The organism is Companilactobacillus insicii (assembly GCF_003946015.1).
GTDB lineage: Bacteria > Bacillota > Bacilli > Lactobacillales > Lactobacillaceae > Companilactobacillus > Companilactobacillus insicii.
In genome coordinates this window covers 1-26147 of the sequence record NZ_RHNU01000033.1, presented here as the reverse complement: position 1 = coordinate 26147, position 26147 = coordinate 1, and the positions used below count along the sequence as shown (strand labels likewise).

General features: G+C 34.4%; 26 protein-coding genes. 22 read left to right on the top strand and 4 right to left on the bottom strand.

What is annotated here, in order from left to right:
• Positions 1–85: 85 nt before the first annotated feature.
• Positions 86–625: a hypothetical protein gene (locus EKM79_RS09955; protein ID WP_125568356.1), complete on the bottom strand. Its 540-nt coding sequence runs from the start codon at positions 623–625 to the stop codon at positions 86–88.
• On the bottom strand, positions 622–1515 hold the full coding sequence (locus EKM79_RS09950; protein ID WP_125568354.1) for a Cof-type HAD-IIB family hydrolase: 894 nt from the start codon (positions 1513–1515) through the stop codon (positions 622–624). The genes EKM79_RS09955 and EKM79_RS09950 overlap by 4 nt, the downstream gene beginning before the upstream one ends.
• Before the next feature lie 33 nt (positions 1516–1548).
• Between EKM79_RS09950 and EKM79_RS09945 the strand changes: the two genes are divergently transcribed.
• The 4 genes from EKM79_RS09945 to EKM79_RS09930 are packed head-to-tail and all read left to right on the top strand — an operon-like array spanning position 1549 to position 4219.
• Complete coding sequence (locus EKM79_RS09945; protein WP_211331286.1) at positions 1549–2292, top strand: uracil-DNA glycosylase; 744 nt, start codon at positions 1549–1551, stop codon at positions 2290–2292.
• Complete coding sequence (gene pta / locus EKM79_RS09940; protein WP_125568350.1) at positions 2292–3260, top strand: phosphate acetyltransferase; 969 nt, start codon at positions 2292–2294, stop codon at positions 3258–3260. The genes EKM79_RS09945 and pta overlap by 1 nt, the downstream gene beginning before the upstream one ends.
• A gap of 18 nt (positions 3261–3278) precedes the next feature.
• Positions 3279–3758 (top strand): tRNA (adenosine(37)-N6)-threonylcarbamoyltransferase complex ATPase subunit type 1 TsaE, encoded by a 480-nt coding sequence (gene tsaE / locus EKM79_RS09935; RefSeq protein ID WP_125568348.1) that lies wholly within the window; start codon positions 3279–3281, stop codon positions 3756–3758.
• Complete coding sequence (locus tag EKM79_RS09930) at positions 3755–4219, top strand: GNAT family N-acetyltransferase (RefSeq protein ID WP_125568346.1); 465 nt, start codon at positions 3755–3757, stop codon at positions 4217–4219. Before tsaE ends, EKM79_RS09930 begins: the two co-directional genes overlap by 4 nt.
• On the opposite strand, the gene EKM79_RS09925 is transcribed toward EKM79_RS09930, so the two are convergent.
• Positions 4216–4752: a 3'-5' exonuclease gene (locus EKM79_RS09925; protein ID WP_125568344.1), complete on the bottom strand. Its 537-nt coding sequence runs from the start codon at positions 4750–4752 to the stop codon at positions 4216–4218. The two genes, EKM79_RS09930 and EKM79_RS09925, sit on opposite strands and share 4 nt — an antisense overlap.
• Positions 4753–4768: 16 nt before the next feature.
• Positions 4769–5521, bottom strand: coding sequence for an exodeoxyribonuclease III (locus EKM79_RS09920; protein WP_125568342.1), 753 nt, complete (start codon positions 5519–5521; stop codon positions 4769–4771).
• A 114-nt stretch (positions 5522–5635) separates the two neighbouring features.
• Between EKM79_RS09920 and murB the strand changes: the two genes are divergently transcribed.
• From murB to EKM79_RS09830, 18 genes are all read left to right on the top strand, one after another.
• Positions 5636–6535 carry a UDP-N-acetylmuramate dehydrogenase gene (gene murB, locus EKM79_RS09915; protein ID WP_125568340.1) on the top strand — a complete coding sequence of 300 codons (900 nt, stop codon included), beginning with the start codon at positions 5636–5638 and terminating at the stop codon, positions 6533–6535.
• A 23-nt stretch (positions 6536–6558) separates the two neighbouring features.
• Entirely contained in the window at positions 6559–8691 is a 2133-nt protein-coding gene (locus EKM79_RS09910; protein WP_246005667.1) for a cation:proton antiporter, read from the top strand.
• Between the two features lie 82 nt (positions 8692–8773).
• Positions 8774–9640, top strand: a complete 867-nt coding sequence (gene cdaA / locus EKM79_RS09905; protein ID WP_125568335.1) for a diadenylate cyclase CdaA — start codon at positions 8774–8776, stop codon at positions 9638–9640.
• Positions 9618–10736 (top strand): CdaR family protein, encoded by a 1119-nt coding sequence (locus tag EKM79_RS09900; protein WP_246005666.1) that lies wholly within the window; start codon positions 9618–9620, stop codon positions 10734–10736. Before cdaA ends, EKM79_RS09900 begins: the two co-directional genes overlap by 23 nt.
• A 17-nt stretch (positions 10737–10753) precedes the next feature.
• On the top strand, positions 10754–12106 hold the full coding sequence (gene glmM, locus EKM79_RS09895) for a phosphoglucosamine mutase (RefSeq protein WP_125568334.1): 1353 nt from the start codon (positions 10754–10756) through the stop codon (positions 12104–12106).
• Between the two features lie 255 nt (positions 12107–12361).
• Positions 12362–14173 (top strand): glutamine--fructose-6-phosphate transaminase (isomerizing), encoded by a 1812-nt coding sequence (glmS, locus tag EKM79_RS09890; protein ID WP_125568332.1) that lies wholly within the window; start codon positions 12362–12364, stop codon positions 14171–14173.
• Positions 14174–14304: 131 nt separating this feature from the next.
• Positions 14305–15906 (top strand): APC family permease, encoded by a 1602-nt coding sequence (locus EKM79_RS09885; RefSeq protein WP_125568330.1) that lies wholly within the window; start codon positions 14305–14307, stop codon positions 15904–15906.
• Entirely contained in the window at positions 15899–16423 is a 525-nt protein-coding gene (locus EKM79_RS09880; RefSeq protein ID WP_125568328.1) for a VanZ family protein, read from the top strand. Before EKM79_RS09885 ends, EKM79_RS09880 begins: the two co-directional genes overlap by 8 nt.
• A gap of 168 nt (positions 16424–16591) precedes the next feature.
• Positions 16592–19225 (top strand): leucine-rich repeat protein, encoded by a 2634-nt coding sequence (locus EKM79_RS09875; RefSeq protein WP_125568326.1) that lies wholly within the window; start codon positions 16592–16594, stop codon positions 19223–19225.
• Between the two features lie 103 nt (positions 19226–19328).
• Positions 19329–20063, top strand: coding sequence for a YebC/PmpR family DNA-binding transcriptional regulator (locus EKM79_RS09870; RefSeq protein WP_125568324.1), 735 nt, complete (start codon positions 19329–19331; stop codon positions 20061–20063).
• Between the two features lie 79 nt (positions 20064–20142).
• Positions 20143–21111, top strand: coding sequence for a competence type IV pilus ATPase ComGA (comGA, locus tag EKM79_RS09865; RefSeq protein ID WP_125568322.1), 969 nt, complete (start codon positions 20143–20145; stop codon positions 21109–21111).
• Positions 21077–22090: a type II secretion system F family protein gene (locus EKM79_RS09860; protein ID WP_125568320.1), complete on the top strand. Its 1014-nt coding sequence runs from the start codon at positions 21077–21079 to the stop codon at positions 22088–22090. The genes comGA and EKM79_RS09860 overlap by 35 nt, the downstream gene beginning before the upstream one ends.
• Positions 22091–22092: 2 nt before the next feature.
• Positions 22093–22443 carry a competence type IV pilus major pilin ComGC gene (gene comGC, locus EKM79_RS09855; protein WP_125568318.1) on the top strand — a complete coding sequence of 117 codons (351 nt, stop codon included), beginning with the start codon at positions 22093–22095 and terminating at the stop codon, positions 22441–22443.
• Positions 22424–22864, top strand: coding sequence for a prepilin-type N-terminal cleavage/methylation domain-containing protein (locus tag EKM79_RS09850; RefSeq protein WP_125568316.1), 441 nt, complete (start codon positions 22424–22426; stop codon positions 22862–22864). Before comGC ends, EKM79_RS09850 begins: the two co-directional genes overlap by 20 nt.
• Positions 22865–23103: 239 nt before the next feature.
• Positions 23104–23553 (top strand): ComGF family competence protein, encoded by a 450-nt coding sequence (locus EKM79_RS09845; protein WP_125568313.1) that lies wholly within the window; start codon positions 23104–23106, stop codon positions 23551–23553.
• On the top strand, positions 23540–23773 hold the full coding sequence (locus EKM79_RS09840) for a hypothetical protein (RefSeq protein WP_125568311.1): 234 nt from the start codon (positions 23540–23542) through the stop codon (positions 23771–23773). Before EKM79_RS09845 ends, EKM79_RS09840 begins: the two co-directional genes overlap by 14 nt.
• Positions 23774–23803: 30 nt before the next feature.
• Positions 23804–24829: a class I SAM-dependent methyltransferase gene (locus EKM79_RS09835; protein ID WP_125568309.1), complete on the top strand. Its 1026-nt coding sequence runs from the start codon at positions 23804–23806 to the stop codon at positions 24827–24829.
• Between the two features lies 1 nt (position 24830).
• Positions 24831–26018 carry an acetate/propionate family kinase gene (locus EKM79_RS09830; protein WP_125568307.1) on the top strand — a complete coding sequence of 396 codons (1188 nt, stop codon included), beginning with the start codon at positions 24831–24833 and terminating at the stop codon, positions 26016–26018.
• Positions 26019–26147 lie beyond the last annotated feature (129 nt).

Sequence of the window (26147 nt, the reverse complement as noted above, 5' to 3'; positions counted from 1 at the left end):
GGTCCTTTTTCTATCCAGAAATTTAGACAATAAAAAAACTGGTATTGGCTTTCACCAATACCAGAAAGTTTAGACCCGCACTTTTTTAGCACTTATTTTTAAAATTGAAAAATGATAATTTAGATTTGAAGTTTATTTTAACATCACTGTCAGGCTTTAGGTTTGGTATCTTGATGTATTTGTTAAGGAAGATAGCAACTAATGTTCCAATTGGAGCATTGTCCATGTTATCGATATTTATTTCTAGTCCGGGATGTCCTTGTCCCATAATAGTTGGCTGTACTTTCATAACTTCTTTGCCGGCCTGCATAGCATGGTAATCAGAAGTTATGAGGTTGCCAATGATGTTCCAATTTATTTTTGATAAATAAACGTATTTTATGTCTATCATTGGTATTGCGTTAATGGTAGTGACCTCTTCACCATTAATTTCAATTGAGTAAATTTTTAAAAAGTTGTTTTTTAATTTTATTTCACCAATTTTAGTATTAAGTCGGTTGTATAGTTGAATCAAAAAAGGATTGTCTTTATCACGCGAAGCAATAAAAATAGTTTCTTTATTCTGATTTGTTATCACAAGAATATTTCCCACCATTAAGTCTGCTTTGCGTATATAAAGTTTCATTCCACTTGACCCTCCATCTCATTTTGAGCAATGACTTTTTCGATGATTTGGGCAACACCGTCATTAGCGTTATTGTCAGTAAATTCATCAGCCATGTCTTTGATTTCTGGAATAGCATTCGCCATAGCAACGCCAATACCTGCCTCTTGAATCATTGAAGCGTCATTAAGGTTGTCACCAATAGACATAGTTTCTGATTGCTTGATCCCTTTTGATTTGGCATATTTCATAAGCGCAATACCTTTTTGAGCATCAGAACTATTAACTTCAATGTTATTTGGAGAAGACGAAGTAACCACGACGTCTTTTAATACTTTATGAATCTCATCTGTTAAAGGCTTTAGTTTAACGCTACGATCATTTCCAGAATCAAACGCCAATAATTTCATAATTTGATATGATTCGTCATTGAAGATTTTATCGTAACTATCCAAAAAAGTCATCGGAGTCAACTTAATACGTTCCAAAGTATCGGCATAAGCTTGTTCGTAGGTTGTTCCAGGGTTTAGACTAACTAATAGTTGAGCTAAGCTAGATATACGCAATTCTTTGTTATCTGAAAAAATCCCTTTGTTAGTGATTACTTCAAAATATACTCTATATTCATGAAACAAATTAACAATTTTATTTTTTGAATCATTAGAAATAGGATTGCTAGAGACAAGCTTTTCGTTACTATCGAAGACTTCGGCACCATTTAAAGTTATGTAGCCTGGATGTACGCGATCTTTTAAAAAAGGCTTAGCTTCGCTCAAACCACGACCTGAAGCAATAAGAAATTCAATTCCGTTTGCTTTAGCAGCTTTTATAGCTTGAATATTACGTTCGGAAACTTCCATCTTTTCATTTAATAAAGTTCCGTCCATATCTGATGCAATTAATTTAATCATAAAGTTCCTCCGAATGCGTTATTCTATAATTGAATGTTACCATATTTTAAGAAAACATATACAAGGACAGTAGGTGTAATTTTGAGAACATTAATAAAAAATGATTGGCAAGATGTTTTAAATAGTGAATTTGATAAACCATACTATCAAAACTTACATAATTTTTTAAAAGAAGAATATAGTACACAAACCATTTATCCGAATATGTATCATATTTTTCAAGCATTCATTTGGACATCTTTTTCTGATACCAAAGTAGTTATTTTAGGACAAGATCCATACCACGAGCCTAATCAAGCAATAGGTTGTAGTTTTGCAGTGGCTCCAGGCGTGAGAATACCGCCATCACTAGTGAATATTTACAAAGAATTGCAAGATGATGTTGGTTGTAAGCCGGTTAATCATGGATATTTGAAGTCTTGGGCTGATCAAGGTGTGTTATTACTTAACTCTGTATTAACTGTTAGAAGAGGCCAAGCATACTCTCATAAGGATAAAGGCTGGGAACAACTAACAGATTTTGCTATCAAAGCTTTATCAGATCGTGGCAAGGTTGTATTTATTCTTTGGGGTGGTGCAGCCAAGAGTAAAATCCCGTTAATTGATCAGACAAAAAACACAATTATTTCGTCTCCACACCCTAGTCCATTGTCAGCATATCGAGGTTTTTTCGGTTCAAAGCCATTTTCTCGAACAAATAAAGCGCTTTTATCCTATAATGAAAGGGTAATCAATTGGCAATTACCTGAAGTTGTCGATGAAATGGAGGAGAAATAATGGATTTATTTGAAAGTCTTAAGAACAAAATTGATGGGAAAGATTTAACAATTGTATTACCTGAAGGTACTGAACCTCGTGTATTAGGTGCTGCGGTTCGTCTACAAAAAGATAATATTCTTAAACCAATTTTATTAGGAAACAAAGATGACATTGCTAAAGTTGCTAGTGACAATTCTTGGAATATCTCTGATCTTCAAATTATTGACCCAGAAACTTATCCTGAATTTGATGAGATGGTTGATGCGTTTGTTGAACGTCGTAAAGGCAAGAATACAAAAGAGCAAGCTTTGAAGATGTTGAAAGATAATAACTACTTCGGTACAATGCTTGTTTATATGGATAAGGCTAACGGTATGGTATCAGGTTCTGTTCACTCAACTGGTGATACTGTTCGTCCAGCACTTCAAATTATTAAGACGGCTCCTGGTAACTCAAGAATTAGTGGTTCATTTATTTTGCAAAAGGGTGACGAAAGATACATGTTTGCTGATTGTGCAATCAACATTAATCCAGATGCTCAAGGATTAGCTGAAATTGCCGTTCAAACTGCTAGAAGTGCAAAACTCTTTGATATTGATCCAAAAGTTGCTATGCTTAGTTTTTCAACTAAGGGTAGTGCCAAGAGTGAAGTTGTAGATAAAGTTGCTTTAGCTACTGACTTTGCGCATGGCCTTGATGCTGATCTTCCAGTTGATGGTGAATTACAATTTGATGCCGCATTTGTTCCAAGTGTCGGTGCTCAAAAGGCTCCAGGCTCAAAGGTTGCTGGACATGCTAATGTTTTTGTATTCCCAGATTTACAATCAGGTAACATTGGTTACAAGATTGCACAAAGATTTGGTGGATTCGAAGCTATTGGACCTATTTTGCAAGGTTTGAACAAGCCAATTTCTGATTTATCACGTGGATGCAATGAAGAGGATGTTTATAAGACATCAATTCTTACAGCTGCCTTAGCACTTTAATTTTTAATGGGGAATAATATGACTGAATATCAATTACAAACACATTCTTATCAAGATACAGAATCTTTAGGCAAAAAGTTGTCACCTTACTTGCAAGCTGGGGATGTTATTTTAATGAATGGCGATCTTGGTGTGGGTAAGACGACTTTTACTAGAGGCTTAGCACAAGGATTAGGTATTAAGAAAAATGTGAAAAGTCCTACTTTTACTTTAATTCGTGAATATCAAGAGGGACGTTTGCCGCTTTATCATATGGATGCGTATCGCTTGGAGAGTAGTCCAGATGAGGATTTAGGCTTTGATGAATATTTTAATGGTGACGGTGTTACCATTGTAGAATGGCCGCAATTTATTAAGGATGAGGTCCCTGATGCACATATGTCTATCAATATTAAGCGTTTGGAATCCGATGATGATCGTCAAATAACTTTTAAGTTATATGGTGACCGTTACGAAAAGCGTGATTTTGGTAATTTTATGGATGGAGACCTTAAATGAGCGAACAATTAATCTTGCGAGAAGCAATCCCGACAGATGCCGCTAAGTTGTTGAATTTTTTAAAGTGTGCTAGTCAACAGAGTAACTTTATTAAGCATGATTCTTTAACTGGAATAACTACTCAAATGGAAGAAGAGTCGATTGATGAAATATATGATTCTGCTGAAGATGAGTTAATTGTTGCTGTTTTTGATAATGATATTATTGGCTTTTGTCGTCTGGAAAAATCAGCAGACGGAATTGCTGAATTTGGGGTCGTAGTTGATTCTGATTTTTGGAATAATGGTATTGCGTCATATCTAACTGAAGAGGCTCTTAATTGGGCTAATGATTCTTCATTAAACAAGTTAACTTTGGAAGTATACAAAAATAACTCTGCAGCAATTCATATTTATGAAAAATATGGATTTGTGACAGAGTCAGAAACAGATGAAACTATAATTATGTTTAAGGTGGTTTAGCTAGTTAGCTTAACCATCTTTTTTATTTGTTCTGTACCGAATTCTTGTTCAGTTTTTAGTAATATTTTTGCACATGCAATACTATCAGCTAGGGCATTATGGTGATGTTCTAAATCTATATTTAGATTTTTTGAGACAGTATCTAATTTGTGGTTTGGTAATTGTGGATAAAATTTTCGGCTGGTTCTCAAGGTATCAATAGTCAAATATTTTGGTGCAAAAATACCATAGTTTGTTAATGTATTTTTTAAGACACTATTATCAAAACTAGCATTGTGGGCCGCTACTAGATGAGAACTATCGAATAGTGGTTGAATATGTGTCCAGACTTGATCAAAGGTTGGTGCATCTTTGACATCGTCAGGTCTAATGTGATGAATTTGAATATTTCTAGGACTGAAATATTCTTGAGGATTAATAAGTGTATAAAAGCTGTCGACTATTTCACTATTACGTACAAGTACTAATGCTAGTGAACAAGCACTAGTTCGATGTCCGTTGGCAGTTTCAAAATCCATGGAAACAAAGTTCATATAAAGGCTCCTTGTGTTATAAGTTTAAGTCTAATTCAATTGGGCAGTGGTCTGATCCGTAGACGTCATTTAATATATCGGCATTTGCAATCATATCTTTTCCGTTGTTAGAAATCACAAAGTAGTCGATTCTCCAACCTGCGTTGTTCTTACGAGCGTTAAAACGATAACTCCACCAAGAATACTTGATTTCATCGGGATGCAAGTAACGGAAAGTGTCAATAAAGCCACTATCTAATAGCTCTGTAAATTTATTACGTTCCTCATCAGAAAAGCCAGGATTCTTGTGATTAGTTTTGTCATTTTTTATATCTATTTCTTCGTGAGCAACGTTTAAATCACCACAAAGTATAACAGGTTTATTTTCAGATAGTCGATTCATGTACTTTCTTAGTTCGTCATCATATTTCATCCTAAAATCAAGTCGTTTTAATTCTTGTTGAGAATTTGGTGAGTAACTATCTATTAAATAAAACTTTGGAAATTCTAATGTCAGAGTACGACCTTCAGTATCCAACTCGTCGACCCCCAGCCCACGAGTCACGGCAATGGGTTCTTCCTTAGTAAAAATAGCTGTACCTGAATATCCTTTACGTTCAGCATCATAAAAATATTGATGATAACCTGGTAATTCTAAGTCAATTTGATCTTGATGCAACTTTGTTTCTTGAACAGAAATTATATCAGCATTTAGTTGATCAACGATTGATTTAAAATCTTTTTTAACTACGGCTCTTAGTCCATTAACGTTCCATGATATAAGTTTCATTATTTAATCACCTCGAAATGATTATATCATTATTCCAGAACTTGGCAGTTCGTTATAGAACCGACTATGTGCTAAAATTGTAAATAGCTTACATATATTAAGGATGATGAAATTTTGAAATTTCCAACTGAAAAATTACCTAATATTGAATTTGAAATTGACGAACCATTAAGCAAATATACTTTTACAAAAACTGGTGGTAACGCCGATACTTTAGCATTTCCCAAAAATCGTGAAGAATTGGTAGAAATAGTTAATACAGCTCGTGAAAATGATATTGCCATTACTATCATTGGTAATGCAAGTAATTTGATTATCAAAGACGGTGGGATTCGGGGTATTGTCATTATTTTACCTAACTTTAAAAAAATTGAAGTTAAGGGTAATAAGGTAACTGCTGAAGCTGGAGCTACTATTATTAATACAACTATTGCTGCTCAAAAGGCATCATTAACTGGTCTAGAATTTGCGGCTGGTATACCAGGAAGTGTTGGTGGAGCTGTATTTATGAATGCTGGTGCTTATGGTGGCGAAATCAAAGATGTTTTTGATTCAGCTGAAGTTTTGTTACCAGATGGAAAAATTGTTACTTTGACGCATGACGATATGAACTTTTCTTATCGCCATAGTTTAGTTCAAGAAAATGGTGGAATTGTCATTAGTGCAACGTTTGCCTTGAAATCCGGTGACGGGGAAAAAATCCAAAAGGAAATGGATCGCTTAAATGATCTTAGACGTTCTAAACAGCCTTTGGAATATCCTAGTTGTGGAAGTGTATTTAAACGTCCTACAGGTCATTTTACAGGTCCACTCATTATAAAGGCTGGTTTACAAGGAAGAATTATTGGTGGCGCACAGGTTTCGATGAAACATGCTGGTTTCATTGTTAATCTTGGCGGCGCTACTGCGACTGATTATATGAATTTAATTCATTTGATTCAGAAGGCTATTAAGTATCAATTTAATATTGATCTTCACACCGAAGTAAGGATTATTGGTGAAGAAGTTAAGTAATAAAAATTCAAAGAAAATAGGTGATGTCTGTGCAGATACTTGAATCAATTATTTTGATTCTTACATTATTGATAGTGGCAAATATCGTTAGCCACTACTTCGTATCCATTCCACCAAGTTTGATTCAAATTGCAGCTGGTGTTTTGGCAGCGTTGTTCATGCATGTGCAAATCTCTGTAGATACAGAGTGGTTTATGTTGGCGTTTATAGCGCCAATTTTATTTAATGATGGAAATAGGTTTCCTAAGCGGGAATTGTGGAAATTAAAGGGACCAATTTTAGGTAACGCCGTTATACTAGTAATAATTTCGACTGTTGTTGGTGGAATTATAGTTAAGTATTTAATTCCAACGTTACCGTGGTCAGTGGCATTTACGTTAGTTGCTGTGTTATCTCCAACTGATCCAATCGCTGTTCAATCAATTGCTAAAAAGGCTCATATACCTGATAAGTTAATGCATTTGATCAGTGGTGAGAGTTTAATCAATGACGCATCTGGATTGATATGTTTCAAGTATGGTGTTGCGGCTACTGTTACTGGTGCCTTCTCACTGAAGGGCGCTACGCTAGACTTCTTTTATATTTCAATTATGGGAGCTCTTGCTGGTGCAGTTATGATTTGGATATTTAATGGTATTAGACTTTATTTGATAAATCAAGGTGTAGATGATTCTATTCTTCATGCTATTATTCAAATAATTATTCCATTCATTGTTTACTACATTGCTGAAGATATTTTTGATGTTTCGGGTGTAGTTGCTGTCGTAGTTGCTGGAATTATGAATGTTTCTTCAAGTAGGACAGTTAGTGCCTTTTCTCCAGAAATAAGGCTTGTTACATCTCGAACTTGGGATTTAGTAGTTTATGTTCTTAACGGTATCGTGTTTGTATTACTTGGAATAGAGATTCCTTTTGCAATGGCTAAGCTAGTTCATAATGATAATATCAATACTTTCGGAGCAATTGGGTTATCGATGATTATTTGGATAATGCTGGTAGCAATAAGATTCATGTGGAGTTATGTTTATACCACTTTTGCTAAAAATGGCGATAGCAAATTTGTTTTATTTTCCAAGCAAAGATTTGATTATTGTTTAATGTCAGGTATTTCAGGAGTTCGTGGTGCTGTTACGATGGTTGGTGTTCTGTCGATTCCATTAACGATTAGTGGTGGTGCAGCCTTCCCATCTAGAACTTTGGTCTTATTCATTGCTAGTACGGTAATTATTTTTAGTTTATTAGGAGCTACTATTTTAATTCCTTTGATGACTAAGAATAGTGCCCCTGTTGCTTATCGTGGTAATTCGTTCATTGATGATAATGTAAGTATCGATGACGAGGCTGAGGATACTGAAGTTGTGGATACTCAGATTGAATTGGATCAATACCAAGCTAATAAGCTGGTTCTTGAAAAGACAATCGAAAAATTAAAAGATGAAAATGAGGAAGAAGAAAATATTGTTTATTCAACGGTTATTGCAGAGTATTTGTATAGTTTGCATAACCTTGGTATTCAATCTAACTATCCTTCACCAATCAGTAAAAAAAGAGTAAAGAATAAAAAAGATGCCGAATTGTGGGATATTTGTTTCAATTGCGAACTAGAAGCGATTGAAGAACTGTATAATCATGAAGAAATTTCAGAAGATTCCTACAATGCGGCTATTAAAAAGATTGCTAAATATAAAAAAGAAATTGTTCGTCGTAGATATAGCCAGTCTATCGAGTTCTTTATTAATTACTTCAAGAAGACTTATCGAGGCATAAAGAAAACGATTCGTCGTAGTTTTATTAAACGCGAGGAAGTAATTCAATTTGATCAAGATGCGATGAAGATTTCCATTGCGGGTGCCGAAAGTGCTTTGGCCAAGCTACATGAGTTGGACCAGAGTAAGCACGGTGGTGTTGCGGATAATTTGGTTTATGTTTTTCAACGTCACTACGAAGATAGACTGGATTTATTACAAGGAAGACATAAGCATCGTTCACCAGAGTTTAACAGTGAACGTATAAACATTGAGATTCAAGCGTTGAGTTATCAACGTGCCTTTGTTCAAGATCTGCTTGAACAAGGCAAAATAAGCAAATCAACTGCTAATGAATTGCGCCAGAATATTAATTATAGTGAAGAAGTAATCAACGTTGATATTGATTAATATTATAATAATTATATTTGGTGAACTTTTATAATTTTTATTGTTTGCTATAATTAATTCGAGCTGTAAAGGGGTAAAAATCATGAATTTTATACCAAGTAATATTTTTACATGGCAGAATTTGGCTAATTTGGTTGATATTTTAGTAGTTTGGTATGTTCTGTATAAGGTTCTATCGATGATTCGTGGAACTAAAGCCGTTCAATTGCTAAAAGGTATTGTGATAATTTTCCTAATTAAGTTAACTAGTTGGGCATTGAATCTCCATACCGTTTCCTTCTTAATGGATCAATTAATCAATTGGGGAATTGTTGTCATAGTTATTATTTTCCAGCCCGAAATAAGACGTGGCTTGGAACATTTAGGACGAATGCCTCTATTCAGTACTGCAAGTAATGAAGAGGGCAAAACAAAGAATCACTTGATCGAAAGTTTGGATCAAGCGATTCAATATATGAGTAAACGTAGAATCGGTGCGTTAATTACTCTAGAAATGAATACAGGTTTGGAAGAGTACGTTGAGACTGGTATCAAACTGGATGCTGAGGTTACCGGCGCACTTTTAATTAATACTTTTATTCCGAATACTCCGTTGCATGATGGTGCGGTGATTATTCGAAAAAATCGTATTTCTGTAGCGGCAGCATATTTACCGTTATCAGAAAGTAATACTATTCCTAAAGAATTAGGTACTCGTCACCGTGCAGCAGTTGGTATAAGTGAAGTTACTGATGCTATTACCATCGTTGTCTCCGAGGAGACTGGTGGCGTTATGATCACTAGAAATGGTCATATGATGCTAGATTTGTCACGTGAGGATTACCTGAAGTATCTAAAAGCACAACTTGCTGATCCTGAAGATGAAACAAGTCATTCAATTTTGAGTCTTTTCTCAATACGTCGAAGGAATGGAGGGAAGCAAAACAATGATGAAGAAAATAATAAATAGTAATTATTTTTATGCTTTCATTTCGCTTTGCGCCGCTATTTGGTTATTTTTAACCGTTAGTTCTCCTGGAGTCGGCTCGACTAGAGACTCTAATCAAGCAAGCACATCCACTGTGAATACAAAAGCAACCTTGACTGTGCCGTTGCAAATACAAGCGAATACCAATGATTATTACATTACTGGCTATCCAGATAGTGTCAAAATAACCATTGAAGGTCCGTCAGCGTTAGTAACGGCTACGAAAAATACTCAAAACTTTAATTTGTATTTAAATTTGAAAAAATTATCCACTGGTCAACATCGTGTACAAATTAAAGAAACGGGATTGAACAGTGAATTAACGTATTCAATAAAACCTAAATATGTAGATGTAAATATTCAAAATCGTAAAACCAAGACATTTGCAGTTGATGTTGATTATAGCAAGGATGCCTTAGCATCAGGCTATGAGGCAGGTAAAATAACATTGTCTCCTGAAACGGTTAGTGTCACTGGTGCAGCATCTGAAGTTAATAAAATAAAGAAAGTTATAGTTAAACCAATTCTACCTAAGGGTATAAAGACTACTTTTGATCAAGAAGTTTTAGTGCAAGCTTTGGATAAAAATGGTAAAACTGTTAATGTAACTTTGGATCCGCAAACAGTCCATGTTAAAATTCCAATTAGTATGCCAAGTAAACAGGTAAGTATTAATCTCAAACAAAAGGGAAATTCGTCGAATTCGAATTTCTACTTTGAATCTGATGTGAAAACCATCAGAATCTATGGCACTCAAGATCAACTTGACGCCATCGATGATTCGATTGATGTGCCGATTGATGTATCTGACGTGACCCAGGATACCAAGAAGACGATTAATCTTGCTGATGCTTTAGGAAATCAGGTTATGGCTACTGACCCTGAAGCTATTAATGTTAATATTAGTGTATCTGGCAGTGCAGGTAGCGGCGGTATTAATGCTTCCAATAACAATGATACAAATACTAATTCTAATAATGGCAGTAATTCTAACACGAATAATTCAAATGATGATAGTTCTGCTAGTGGTAACAATGATTCAAATAACAATAACAATGAAAACAACGATGGAAAGTAACGTTGGGGGTATTATTTATGACAAAGTATTTTGGAACAGATGGAGTAAGAGGAATTGCTAATAAGGAGTTAAGTCCTGAACTTGCATTTAAGTTAGGTCGTTCAGGTGGGTACGTTTTGACACAACATTCTGATAATGAGAATGCTCATCCACGTGTTTTAGTTGCTAGAGATACACGTATTTCTGGTCAGATGTTACAATCTAGTTTGATTGCCGGCTTATTGTCAGTTGGTATCGAAGTATTAAACTTGGATGTTATTACAACTCCAGCTGTAGCATACTTAGTACGTGCTGTTTCTGCAGATGCAGGAATTATGATTTCGGCATCACATAATCCTGCCGAAGATAATGGTATCAAGTTCTTTGGATCAGATGGTTATAAGTTACCAGATGATGTTGAAGATGAAATTGAAGAGTTGTTAGACGCTAAAGAGGATACATTGCCAAGACCTTCTGCTGAAGGTTTAGGTAGTGTTTCAGATTATCCAGAAGGTGCTCAAAAGTACCTACAATTTCTTAAGCAAACATTGTCAGATGATTTGAGTGGAATGAAGATTGTTTTGGATACAGCTAATGGTTCAACTAGTCGTCTTGCTAGTACATTATTTGCTGACCTAAATGTGGATTTTGAAATTATGGCTTCACATCCAGATGGTATTAATATCAACAAGAATGTCGGATCAACACATCCTGAACAACTTGCTCAAAAAGTTAAAGAATCAGATGCAGTTGCTGGATTAGCATTTGACGGTGATGGAGATCGTTGTATCGCTGTTGATGCGGACGGTAATATTGTTGATGGTGACAAGATCATGTACATCTTGGGTAAGTATTTACATTATGGCGGCCGTTTAAAGAAGGACACAATTGTTACTACGGTTATGAGTAACTTAGGATTGTACAAGGCTATCGAAGCTAATGGAATGCACAGTGTCCAAACAGCTGTTGGTGACCGTCATGTTGTTGAAGAGATTCGTGAGAATAACTACAACATTGGTGGAGAACAATCAGGACATGTTGTTCTATATGAGTATATGAACACTGGAGACGGGATGCTTACTGGTATTCATTTGTTACATGTCATGAAAGAAACTGGTAAGAGTTTAGCTGAATTAGGTTCACCTGTTAAAGTTTATCCACAGAAACTTGTTAATGTACCTGTACATGACAAGGATAAGTGGAAGGAACATCAACCAATTCTTGATGCCATTAAGACTGTCGAGGATGAAATGGACGGGGATGGACGTGTGTTAGTACGTCCTAGTGGTACACAAGCATTGTTAAGAGTTATGTGTGAAGCTGCCACAGAAGAAAAAGTAAATGAATTTTGTGATCAAATTGTTGAAGTCGTAAAGACAGAAATGAATTAATAAACATGTAAGTATAGTAGATCAGAGCGAAAGTTCTGGTCTATTTTTTTTATCCAAATGGGTACGTATACCGATATTGGTATAAACCAACTATACCGATTTTATTAAATGTTAATAAAACAGAAATAAAATCATTGACAAAAGATAACGAAATTAGTATTCTAGGCTTTGTTCCCCGATGGGGAGTCTAGAAATATTGACTAGACCAATATATAAATAATGACTAGACCAATTATAAATGCGAGGTTTTTAAAAATGTGTGGAATTGTTGGAGTTGTTGGTAATCCTGAGACAACGGATATTTTACTAAATGGATTAGAGAAGCTTGAGTATCGTGGATACGATTCTGCAGGTATTTATGTAAATAATCAACAAGGAAAAGACTTTTTGATTAAAGAAGTAGGTAAAATCAGTGAACTTGAAAAAGCTGTTACTCCTGATGTTCAAGGCTTAACTGGTATTGGGCATACACGTTGGGCAACTCACGGTCCTGCTACCATTGATAATGCTCATCCTCATTTCTCAGCTGATAATAGATTTTATCTAGTTCATAATGGTGTAATTACAAATTATAATGAATTAAAAGAAGAATATTTAAAGGGTGTAGATTTTAAGAGTCAAACAGATACTGAAGTTGCAGTTCAATTGGTTTCTCATTTTGCAAATGAAGGTATGAATGCTGAAGCAGCCTTTAGAAAGGCACTTAGATTGATTCAAGGATCATACGCCTTTGCTATGGTTGATAAAGAAGAGTCAGATAAAATTTTTGTTGCTAAGAGTAAGAGTCCATTGTTAATCGGACTCGGTAATGGATTCAATGTTATTTGTTCTGATGCTATGGCAATGCTAGATCGTACTCATGAATTCGTTGAAATCCATGATGGTGAAGTTGTCATTCTTGAAAAGGATAAGGTATCTATCAGTAAGATTGATGGTACACCAGTTAAACGTGATTCATATAAGGTTAATATTGATGCAAGTGATATTTCAAAGGGACCTTACGATCATTACATGTTGAAGGAAGTTGACGAACAACCTAGTGTTATGCGTCGTATTTCTAAGAACTATATTAAAGAAGATGGTTCTATTAATGTTGATTCCGAGATGTTAAAAGAGATTAATAAAGCTGATCGTTTGTACATCGTAGCTGCAGGGACTAGTTATCATGCTGGTTTAGTTGGTAAGAATATTTTTGAAACATTAGCTGATGTTCCGGTAGATGTTGAGTTAGGTAGTGAATTTGGTTATCATATGCCAAAACTTTCACAGCACCCATTCTTTATTTTCTTATCACAAAGTGGTGAAACAGCAGACAGTCGTCAAGTGTTAGTTAAAATAAACGAGATGCACTTACCAAGTTTGACGATGACTAATGTCGCTAACTCGACTCTTTCACGTGAGTCAACATATACAATGGAATTATTGGCAGGTCCAGAAATTGCTGTTGCTTCTACTAAGTCTTATACATCACAAATTGCTGTTGAAGCAGTTCTTGCTAAGGCTCTTGGAGAATTAAAAGGTGTTGAGGCAGCCAAAGATCTCGACCTTAAAGAACAATTGGCCATTGCCGCAAATGGTATTCAAACGATTGTTGATGAAAAAGATTATATTAAACAATTAAGTGCAGATTATCTTGATGGACAGGATCATGCCTTCTATATTGGACGTGGAATCGATTATGCGCTATCTCTAGAAGCTGCATTGAAATTAAAGGAAATTTCATATATTCACGCTGAAGGCTTTGCTGCAGGTGAATTAAAGCATGGAACTATTGCATTGATTGAAAAATGTACACCAGTATTCGCTTATATCAATGATGGTATTGGTGCAAGTCATACTCGTGGTAATATTAAAGAAGTTGAAGCTCGTGGAGCACATGTGTTAGTGATTGCTAATGAAAAATATGCTAAACCTGGAGATCAAATTGTTATTCCAGAAATTGATGAAATGATTTCTCCTATCGTTAGTGTGGTACCAGCTCAGTTGTTCTCTTACTATGCAAGTTTGGCACGTGGTAATGATGTTGATAAGCCTCGTAACCTTGCCAAAAGTGTCACAGTAGAGTAAGGTACGCAATAGTTATTAAAAATAGCCTCTATATTAATAGAGACTATTTTTGTTTATTTAAGTATGTTTCTAAATTCAAATTGTGAGGCTATTTATTAATAACAAATTTTTAAGATGTGGTGATTTTCGTAATGAAAGGTAAAAAACTTAGCCTGTTTTCAACCGTTATGTTTGGACTTAGTGCCATTATCGGTTCTGGTTGGATGTTTGGATCTAGTCAAGCAGCCAAAATTGCAGGCCCGGCAGCTATTATTGCATGGATTTTAGGAGCGGTATTAGTTGCTATGATTGCTATGGTGTATGTGGAAATAGGAACGATGTTTCCTGAAGATGGTGCTATGAGTAGATTTACAATGTATACTCATGGTTCATTTTTGGGACATATAGCATCGTGGGCTAATTGGTTGTCGTTATTGGCAATTCTTCCAATTGAAGCCGTAGCATCAACCCAGTATATGAGCACTTGGCCGTGGAAATGGGCTCAATGGACTCATGGATTTATGTCGCATGGTGAATTATCAGCTCAGGGGCTGGTGATGGCGACTGTTTTAATTTTTGTGTTTACTTTAATAAATTATTGGTCAGTTACAATTATGGCCAAGTTTAATAATTTTATTTCAGTTTTTAAATTAGTTGTCCCTGTAATAACCATGATAGTTTTGATTACATCTCATTTTGATGTAACTAATATGGGTACGTCAGTAAATCAATTTATGCCTCATGGTACTTCGTCAATTTTTATTGCTATTGGTAGTGCGGGGATTATTTATTCATATGTAGCTTTTCAGACTGTTATTAATTTGGGGAATGATATTGCAAAGCCGGCAGTTAATATTCGCAGGGGAATTATTCTGTCACTTTTAATTAGTGCTTTAATTTATATATCTCTTCAAATTGTCTTTATTGGATCGCTACCTAAGTCGATTGTAAGTTCAGGATGGAGTCACATTAGTTTTAATTCTCCGTTTGCGGATTTGGCAATTGTACTTAATGTTTATTGGCTATCAACTTTGATTTATTTTACCGCGTTTATTTCACCGGTAGGGAGTGGTATTGCATTCTCAGCTTCAGCAAGTAAGTCATTGTCATCAATGCCTAAGAATAAACATTTACCAAAATTCCTAAGTAAGAGCAATAATAAGTACAACACACCTCGTGTTGCTTTAATTGTTGATCTTATAGTCAGCTTTTTGCTAATATTAATGTTTAAGAATTGGGCATTGTTATCACGTGTCGTTGCTGCCTCAACGTTGATTTCATTATTGACTGGACCCGTGGTAGCAGGAAGTTTACGTCGTATGGGACCAGATTTTAAGCGACCGACTAAGATTCGTGGAATGAAATATTTGGCACCAATAGTTTTTGATTTAATTAGTTTAGCAATCTATTGGTCGATGTTTCCAACGACAGTGCAAGTTATCGTTATAATTATTGTTGGCTTGCCAATTTATCTAATCTATGACTATAAACGTGGCTTTAAGGAATTTAAAAAGAAAATTTATGCAAGCTTATGGATGATCGTACATTTGATAGGATTATCTATAATATCTTGGATCGGTAGCTCTGATTTTGGCGGTATGAACTTGATAAAATATCCAATAGATTTTGTTGTTATAATTATTTTTTCAACAATAATGTACTATTGGGCAATTAATTCTTCTTATTATTCTGGATATTTTGATGATGCTAAGGAGCTAAATTCAAAAGTTAATTGGGATGAAAATAATGCATAATAATTTGAAAAGTAAAGCAAAATGGTTCTGGGGTGCGGTTATTGCAATTGAGTTGATACTATTTTACAGTTCGTCAATGACGTACAAGCAACAAACTTCTGTGCCATTTTTGGAGCGTACATTAGGTCGTTCAAATAAACCATTTTATGATAGTTTGAGCAAAATTAGCTTTAATTATGGTGGTAAGACACAGTCCATAGATAATGATGGATATTATCACTTTTTGGAATTCTTTATTCGCAAAGGAGCTCATTTTAGTATTTACTTCCTTTTAGGTTTGTTTTTGTGCTTGGCAATTTACAAGTATCTTAGTAAAAATAAATTTTTAATGTTCTTAATTCCATGGCTATCAACAACTGGATTAGCTGCATTTGATGAATTTCATCAAGGATTAACAGGAGGTAGAACTCCGTCTGTTAGTGATGTTATATTAGATAGTGTTGGAGCGTTAACAGGTATCTTAATACTCATGTTGATACTATGGTTAGTTGATTTACATGTTAAAAAAGCAAATTGAAATAGTAAGACCGGATATTCTCTATACTGAATATCCGATTTTTTTTTGCGATTAATAGTATTTTTTCCATAAATAGAAAATATAATTTATTAATTTTAGAAAATATATTTATTTGTATAATGTTAACATTATTTTATATAAAAATTTGTTATTAATAGAGGTACCACGATGGAATCAAGAAAATTAAAAATATCTAGAAGTAGCAAACAACTAATTATTGCTGCTAGTGCGGTCGTAACAATGGGGGTTGGGACTTCTTTAAAGCATCAATTAGTTGTTGAAGCCGATGCGACTAATACTAGTTCAACAGTTTCTGCTAAAACCGACACATCTAGTGCAAAAGTATCTAATGCACAGCCAGAAAGTACAGATGATTCATCAAGCAATATTCAAAGTAATTCAAGTGAACCAGTACCGACAGTACAAAATGGTTCAGTGATCACGGAGTCAGCAGGTACGAGTGATGTAGATTCTTCTAAACCAACAGATTTGTCTGAATCAAAGCCTGATTTGGCACCATCAGTAGCTGAACAGGGAGTTGTTGGATCAGCTACTCCAGTGGCTTTATCCGCTACACCAAACCCAACTGCTGACGAGACTGATGCTAATTCAACAGGTGAGTTGAATGATGCTGATACGCTAGCACCTGCATCAGTCGATAAGATTACTCCATCAGCTATTGCTTCGACAGCTGATGATTTCTACTGGAATACAGATGATACAAATTCAACCGCAACTGTAAAACAATTAAAGGGTGATGATTATACTGAAATAAATATACCTTCAAAAGTTAATTTGAATAATAAAGATTACGATGTAACTGGGATTGGTGATAGTGCTTTTATAGGTAATAATAATATTACTAGTGTAACTATTAATGATGGTTTGCAGACTATCGGTACTGGTGCATTTGGTTATATGAGTAACTTGACAACTGTTGATATGTATAAAAATACTACACTAACAACTATTGGCGACCAAGCATTTGCAATGAGCACTAGTATTAGTGCTATTAATATACCAAATTCTGTTAAAACCATAGGTAACGCTGCCTTTAAATCAACCAAAATTATGAATGTTGATATCCCAAATTCTGTGACGAATATTGGTAATGAGGCCTTTGGATACGATAGTAGTTTAACTTCAGTTCATTTAGGAAATAGTGTGCTAAATATTGGTAATTCAGCATTTGCTTCATCTAATATTACTACTATTTATATACCAGACTCTGTTAGAACTATCGGTGATAGTGCTTTTTATTCTAATGCACTTTTGGAATCAGTAAGTTTGGGTAGTGGTTTAGTATCTATTGGTAACCATGCATTCCAGTATGATAGTGGAATAACAAAATTAGATATGTCTAGGGCTTCTAATTTGTCGACAATTGGAGACGGAGCTTTCCAATTTGCTTCAATACCTGGTAGTTTGATTTTCCCAGAAAGTCTAACTTCCATTGGTACACAGGCATTTTCCGACAATAAGCTTGAATCTATAACCATTAATGGAAACAATACTGAAGTCAAATATGCAGCATTTGAAAATAATCATATTACCAACATAATTGCACCACAGATTGTAATGGCAGGGAACCCTGTTGTTAAGCAAACTGCTGAGATTACTATCGATTCTACAAAGAATACTATTAACAATTTTTTCAATGTAAAGGCTAATGGATTTACGGAGGAAAATATCAATATTGGTACCCCAACTAATAATGTGAAATACACTTATAATAACGGAGTGGGAACATTCAATATTCCAGCTGGTACACAATCCTTCACGTTTGATTGGACAATGGGTGATGGATACACTGGTACATATAAAGTTACAGTAATCAATCCGATTATTAATGTTACTGGTTCACATATATATACTGGTTCGTCTTGGAGTCCAGAGGATAATTTTGATAGTGCATATTTTTCGGATAAAACTCCAATTAATTTCGATGATGTAAGTGTAGAAATTAAAGATCCAAACAATAAAATAGTCGACAAGATTGATACATCTATTCCGGGAATATATTCAGTTAAGTATACTTATGGGAATGAAAGTGTAACAGCTGACGTTGAAGTCTCACCTTCTAAAGCAAGCTTAGCGGGTAGTGATTATACGATGTACATCGGTGATCCTGTTCCGAGTGCCAGTTCATTTAAAGCTAGTGCAACTAATAATGGTGGTGAAACTGAACCTGTGCAAGTTGATTTGAGTAAGGCTAATTACAAAGTTGCAGGGGACTATAATGTTGAGTTGAGCGCTGAAGATAATCAAACTAAAACAGTAGTTTTACATGTTTTAGCTCGTAGTACCGGTGGTGGTTCTAGTCATGACAGTGATAATTCAGATAACACAGTACCACCTACAAAACCCAGTAATCCAAGTGTACCTGATGATTCAGATACTACAGATCCAAGTGACCCTGTAGTTCCTGGTGACTCAGAAACATCTGATAAACCTGATCAGTCACCTGATCCTGATGCGAATGAATCCACTAATGTAAGTGATGATACAGATGTAGATAAAAACTCTGAATCTGTAATTGAACTACAACCAGATAATGATGATAATAACTCATCAATTTTTAATGAAGATAATACAAACAACACTGTCGTTCTATCGAATAATACGCAAGTTTCACTTCCTTCATTGAAAAATAATAATTCAAATGTTATAGAATCATCTTATGCACAAACTGGAAGATTGCCACAAACGGGTTCAAGTAATGGATTATTAGCCTCCTTAGCAGGCACCGTTATAGCGATGGTGAGCTTATTAGGAATTGATATTAAAAGTAAGAAAATATAGTTCCTAAGTGATTAGTTAATTGAGTGTAAGACATTGAAATGACGGGCGTAGTTTGATATTATATTACCTGGTTTACAATTATTAACGAAAGAAGGAAGCAGAAATGTCAGGACACTCAAAATGGCATAACATCCAGGGTAGAAAAAACGCTCAAGATGCTAAACGTGGAAAGATTTTCCAAAAACTATCACGTGAATTATTTATGGCAGCAAAATCGGGTGGTGCCGATCCGGACAGTAATGCTGCTCTTCGTTTAATAGTAGATAAAGCTCGTGCAGCTAACATGCCTAAAGATAATATCAAGCGTGCCTTGGATAAGGCCGAAGGTGGCAGTGAAGAACATTATGATGAAGTTACATACGAAGGCTATGCTCCAGGTGGAGTTGCAGTTTTAGTTGAAGCTTTAACAGATAACAAGAACAGAACTGCCTCTGCCGTACGTGTTGCGTTTACTCGTAATGGGGGTAGCATGGGTTCAAGTGGTTCTGTTGCTTACATGTTTGATCGTAAGGGATACATCGTACTTGATCGCTCAAAGAACACACAAGATGAGGATGAGGTTCTTCTAGACATCATGGATCTTGGAGCTGATGATTTGCAAACTTCAGAAGATGCTTTTGAAATCTATACTGAAGCCAAAGAATTTGCTGCAGTTCGTGATGGATTGACAGAAAAGGGTTATGAAATTGCTAATGCTGAATTAACAATGATTCCTCAAAATACAACACCAGTTCCAGAAGATAAGAAGGAACAATTTGAACGCATGATCGATCAACTTGAAGATGACGATGATGTTTCAGATGTTTTCACAGCTGCTGCTGATGAAGATGACGAATAGTCGATTTTATAAAGATCGCAAACTTTTTAAGTTTGCGGTCTTTTTTTTGCGTAATTTTAAGTATAAGGAGGGCAATAGAATGATCACAGAGACGATGACAAATGAACTATTGATGAATGCCTGCCAAAATAGAGCGACAGATCTGTATTTTTTTCCTAATGATGATACATATTTTATAGAGGCACGTAATGATCAAGGAAGATACAAAATTGCTAGTTTTACTTTAGATGAAAATTTAGCAATTATTAATTTTTTAAAATTCAATAGTGGATTGGACGTATCTGAAAGAAGACGTCCACAAAAAGGATCATTTAGTTTTTATTTTCAAAGTTTTAGAATTCATATTCGTATCTCAACAGTAGGAGATTTTAGAAATAGGGAATCAGTTGTAGTTAGACTAATTTATCCACAAGAGTTGAATACTGAATTGAATCAAGACATTTTGAAAAAGTTACTACCGATTGCACAACGTAGTGGGATGATGATTTTTTCCGGTCCTATGGGATCAGGTAAAACGTCGTTAATGTATTCAATTGGACGTCAATTAGCTAATGATAAAAAAATTATGTGTATCGAAGATCCAATTGAAATCGTTGAAGATCAATTTTTACAATTGCAGGTGAATGAAGATTCAGGTATGACCTACGAAGAACTTATTAAAGCAAGTCTAAGACACCGGCCTGAAGTGTTAATAATTGGGGAGATCCGTGATAGTAAAACGGCTAAGCAAGCAATTCAAGCGGCATTGTGTGGATACACAGTAATGACGACTATACATGGAAAGTCCAAATATTCTGTTATACAACGTTTAAAGCAATTTGGAATAGATGAACTAGATATTTTAAATTCAATTAATTGGATTTCATATCAAAGACTAATTCCTACGATAAACGAAACTGAATTATTTACAGATTCTATTAATGCAATTGATATCGAGAAGTTTATGGAAACAAACAAGACTGATCAAAACTGGATGAATATGATTAAAAATACTTATGAAATTGGATATATCGATGAAAATACCTACCAAGAATATCTTTACGGATAAAAAAATAAAATCTCAAAAACAAGCGGAGTATTTAATAATACTTAGTCGTTTGATAACAAATGGATTCTCTATTAAACAAGCAATTAATTGTTTAAAAATGCTTGAAACAAAAAGTGATATTTTCAACTTGATATATCGGGATTTGCAAAATGGGAAGATGATAGCCGAAGCTATGGTGCATTTGAAATTACCACCAATTATTAATAATCAATTAACCATTGCACAGAGTAATGGAGGGATGCAGCAGACCCTATTGCAAAGTGGCATGATTCTGAAAAATAAGTCACGTCAAAAAGAGAAATTAATGGATCTTATGGCTTATCCAATATTCATCATATTATTCTTAGTAGTTATGTTAGTCGGCATGAAATTATATATTGTTCCTCAGTTGAATCTTAATAATGACAGTAATTTAATAGATGTTTTTATTAGTTCAATATTAATAATTACTTTAATTCTTTTTGCTGGAGTTAGTTATTTTATTCATAAGATTCGTTTAGTCAACGAATATCAGCGTGCATTAGTTTTGATTAAATTACCAGTAGTGGGCAAAGCATATTCCAGTTTTTTCCAATTTGTCATTTTACAAGGTTTGGGAATGCAGGTGGGAAGTGGCTTGAATCTTTATGATATATGTTCGTTCAGTCGTTTATTTAAACCGGGATCCATTCAATATGTATTGTCACAGCATTTTGGTGAAGGGCTGAGTTGTGGCGAGAGTATTTATCATTTAATCGAAAAAGAAAAGCTTCTACCTAACGAATTAAAAATGATTTTACAATCTGGTGGCAGTACAAGTGAAATAGCACAAGACTTGAATTTGATGTCAGAATTGAAATTTGAAGAAACACAAAGAAGAATAAAAAAAATATTAAACTTGGTACAACCAATTTTGTTCGGTGTGATAGCAATTATAATTTTGGTCACATACTTAATAGTGTTGCTACCAGTTTACGGAATGATGAAAGGGATAAGTTAAACATGAAAAAAATTATTAAAAAAACAAAAGAGGCATTTACATTAATTGAAATGGTTATCGTATTATTTATTATTTCACTCCTATTGTTGGTTATGATCCCTAATTTAGGAACACAAAAGAATAATGCGGACACTAAAAGTGAAGCGGCATTTGTAGCCACATTACAAACTCAAGTAGATATGTATGCCACTGATGAAAATGGTTCTACACCAACATGGAAGGATCTTAGTGATAAAGGGTACATTAGTAAAAAGCAATCTGAAAAAGTGCAAAATAAATATGTGATTAGCGATAAAAAAGATAATACAGGTTCATACATCGTTGAATCCAAAAATGCTAGTTCACAAAAGTAAAGCTTTTACTTTAATAGAATCAATAATCTCACTGGCAATATTTTGTACATTAATGTCAGTATCCATATATGGGTTGCAAAATTATCAACAACGCATTGAAGAGAAACAAGTTATAAGCCAATTTAAAATTAATTGGCATAATATGTTGAACTACTCATACTTAAATAAGAAATATACTAGGTTTTTTTATAATTATGATACCAATACGATGACCTTCGTTGATCTTATGAATAAAAAGGAATTCTCACATAAAATAAAACTTCCTAAGACGCTTGTGAATACCAAGAAACGTGATGTTGAAATTTATGTTAATAAGGATGGTACTACAAGACCTAAAAGCATTGAAATTAAATCTACTTTAACTCATAAGACATACAGATATACCATCCAAATGATGTGGGGAGAATTAGTTGAAAAGTAAATCTGGATTCATTTTAGTAGAGTCACTAATAACTTTGACCATATCAGTGATGATAGTTTTAACCCTTTCATATTGTGTAAGTGAGCAGTTTAAGATAATTGATAATTGGGAAATGAGAAGTAGTGCACACAAAATAATGGAATTGCATTTACGAAATTCCAATCTGCCAGCTGATATAACAATTGATAATAAGAAATATAAATTCAGTCAAACCAAAAGTTTAATGAAAGTAGAAGTTAATGGAAAGACTTTTTACGCACAAAAATCGCCGTAAGGGGTTTGTGTTAGCCGAAGCCGTGATTGCATTACTAGTAACAGTTATGACATTAGGCATTTTGCAACAGTCATTACAGATAGTTAGTAAAGTTCAAACTAATACCAGAAGTGAAGTGCTGCGTTGGCATATTTATAATGAACGCATTCAAGATATGTTTTTAAATGCAAAAATAATTGATTTTCAAGATCATCATATAGTTTTTGAGTCCACAAATAATAAAAACTACACGATTGAATCATATAGTAATGACAGTATGTTGAGAATGACAGGTGCCGAAATGGGAGGACATATGCCAATAATTACTGGATTGAAGAGTATTCAATTTGAAAGAAATAAAGATATTTATATTATTCGTACTATTGATAAGTTGAATCGAAAGTCTGAGATGTACTTGATTAATGAGACTAATTAGCCATAAACATCAAGGAACTATTATTCTCAATGCAGTTATGATTTTATCTATTGCCGTTTTAGTGATAGGATTTAGTAATGCTTATTTTGATAGGCAAGTTAGGAATTATCAAAAACTTGATGAAAAATATCGGCAAGAAATTATTAACAATACTAAAAATTCTAAAGTTAAATTTATGGAAACGCTACAACCACTTGAATTAAATCGCTTTCAACGGTAATATTTTAGTATGTTATTAAAGAGGTAAATTATGGCAGAAGAGAATATGCAAAAGTACTATGATCAATTAGATCAAGCTACCACTTTACTAAAGAAGTCGCTAGGGACTAGTTATATTGATGCATTGGCAGAAAATTTAACGAATATCGCTGATGGACAAGTATATGTAGAAAACGGTGCTCCTGATGAGGATACCGTGACAAAATTAACTAAAATTTATGATGAGCTTAAAGAATTACACTTAACTCAAGCACAATTAAAGCAAGCAATTACAGTAAATATCATTAAGGATCAAAAAGTTGATAATTCTGAAGTAAATAAATTAATGACTCCAGATATGATTGGATTGATTGCTAGTTTAATAGCATTTGAAATTTTGAATTCTGAGGGTAAAAAACAGTTGAATATTATTGATCCGACTGTCGGTACTGGTAATTTTCTGATTGAATTTATTCAGCAATTACAACAAGCTGGAGATTTCAAAATTAATTCAGCGGCAATCGATAATGATGATAGTCTGTTGGGATTATCAAAAGCTTTCAGTGAGGTTATGAATATCAATCTTGATGCGTACCATCAAGATGGTATCTCTGAATGGGAAGTGACCGATATTGATATGGCCATTGCTGATTTACCAGTTGGTTATTATCCGATTGATGAGAATGCTGCTAAATTCAAAACTAAGTCAGATGATGGTCATTCATATGCGCATCATTTACTAATTGAACAAACTATGAGTAATTTAAATGATGGTGGTGTTGGTATTTTTATTGTGCCGTCACAAATCTTCCAAACGGATCAAGCTAAAAAGTTATCCGAATGGATGGTTTCAAGTGTTTATTTGCAAGCAGTATTAGACTTGCCTTCAAACTTATTTGCTTCTAAAGAAGCGCAGAAGGCGGTTGTAGTACTTCAAAAACACGGTGGCAATTCAAAACAAGCAGATAATGTCTTGATGGGTACGATTCCAGATACAAACGAACCAAAATTGTTTGAAGGATTCAAAGATCAATTACAAGAATGGGCAAGAAACAACTTTAAAGGGTTAGGTGAATAGTATGTCAAAGATTATTGCAGTTAATTCAGGTAGTTCTACATTAAAGTGGAAACTTTATTCATATCCAGATGAAAAGGTGATTGCTAAGGGTATGGTAGATCGTTTAGGATTATCAGATTCAGTATTTGAAGTTAAATATAATGGTGAAAAGTTCAGTAAGGTGGGAGATATTCCTGACCATATTACAGCTGTTAATAAAATGCTGGAAAAATTATTAGAAATGAAGATAATCAATAGCTATGATGAGATAACAGGTATTGGCCATCGTGTCGTTGCTGGTGGTAATATTTTTAAGGATTCAGCAGTGGTTACACCAAAGGTAATTCAACAAATTAAGGACTTGGCAGAATTTGCACCACTACACAATCCTGGACAAGCAGCTGGTATTGAGGCTTTTAAGAAAATTCTTCCCGATGTACCTCAAGTAGCAGTATTTGATACTTCATTCCATCAAACAATGGATCCAGTTAATTACTTATATAGCTTGCCATATGAATATTACGAAAAATATGGTGTTCGTAAGTTTGGTGCACATGGAACTAGTCATCGTTATGTTTCTAAAGCTGCGGCAGATTTCTTAGGTAAGCGTATAGAAGATTTGAAGATTATTTCCGCTCATTTAGGTAGTGGTGCTTCAATTGATGCTATTAAAGGTGGCAAGTCTGTTGATACTTCAATGGGATTCACACCATTGGCAGGAATTACTATGAGTACACGTTCAGGTGATATAGATGCATCATTAGTTGCATTCTTAATGCAAAAGTTGAAGATTACAGATGTTCAAGATATGATTGACATTCTTAATAACAAGTCTGGATTACTCGGTATATCTGGTGTATCACCTGATATGCGTGATTTAATTGCAACTAAGGATGAAAATAAACGTTCTGAATTGGCAATTGAAATCTTTATTAATCGTATTGTTAAGTATATTGGTTCATACATTGCATTACTTGGCGGTACTGATGTAATTCTATTTACTGCTGGTATGGGTGAAGGCAATCCATGGATCCGTGAATTGATTTCCAATAGTTTTAACTATATGGGAGTTAAAATTGATAAAGATGCCAATGAAAATGGCAAAGGAATTCGTAAGATCAGTACTGATGATTCTACAATTGATGTGTTAGTTGTACCTACGGATGAGGAATTGATGATTGTTCGTGATGTCGTTAGATTGACGAAATAGAAGATGAATTAAATCGAATTGTGGTACAAATAAAATAGACAACCAATCTTTTGGGTCTAAACTTTCTGGTATTGGTGAAAGCCAATACCAGTTTTTTTATTGTCTAAATTTCTGGATAGAAAAAGGACC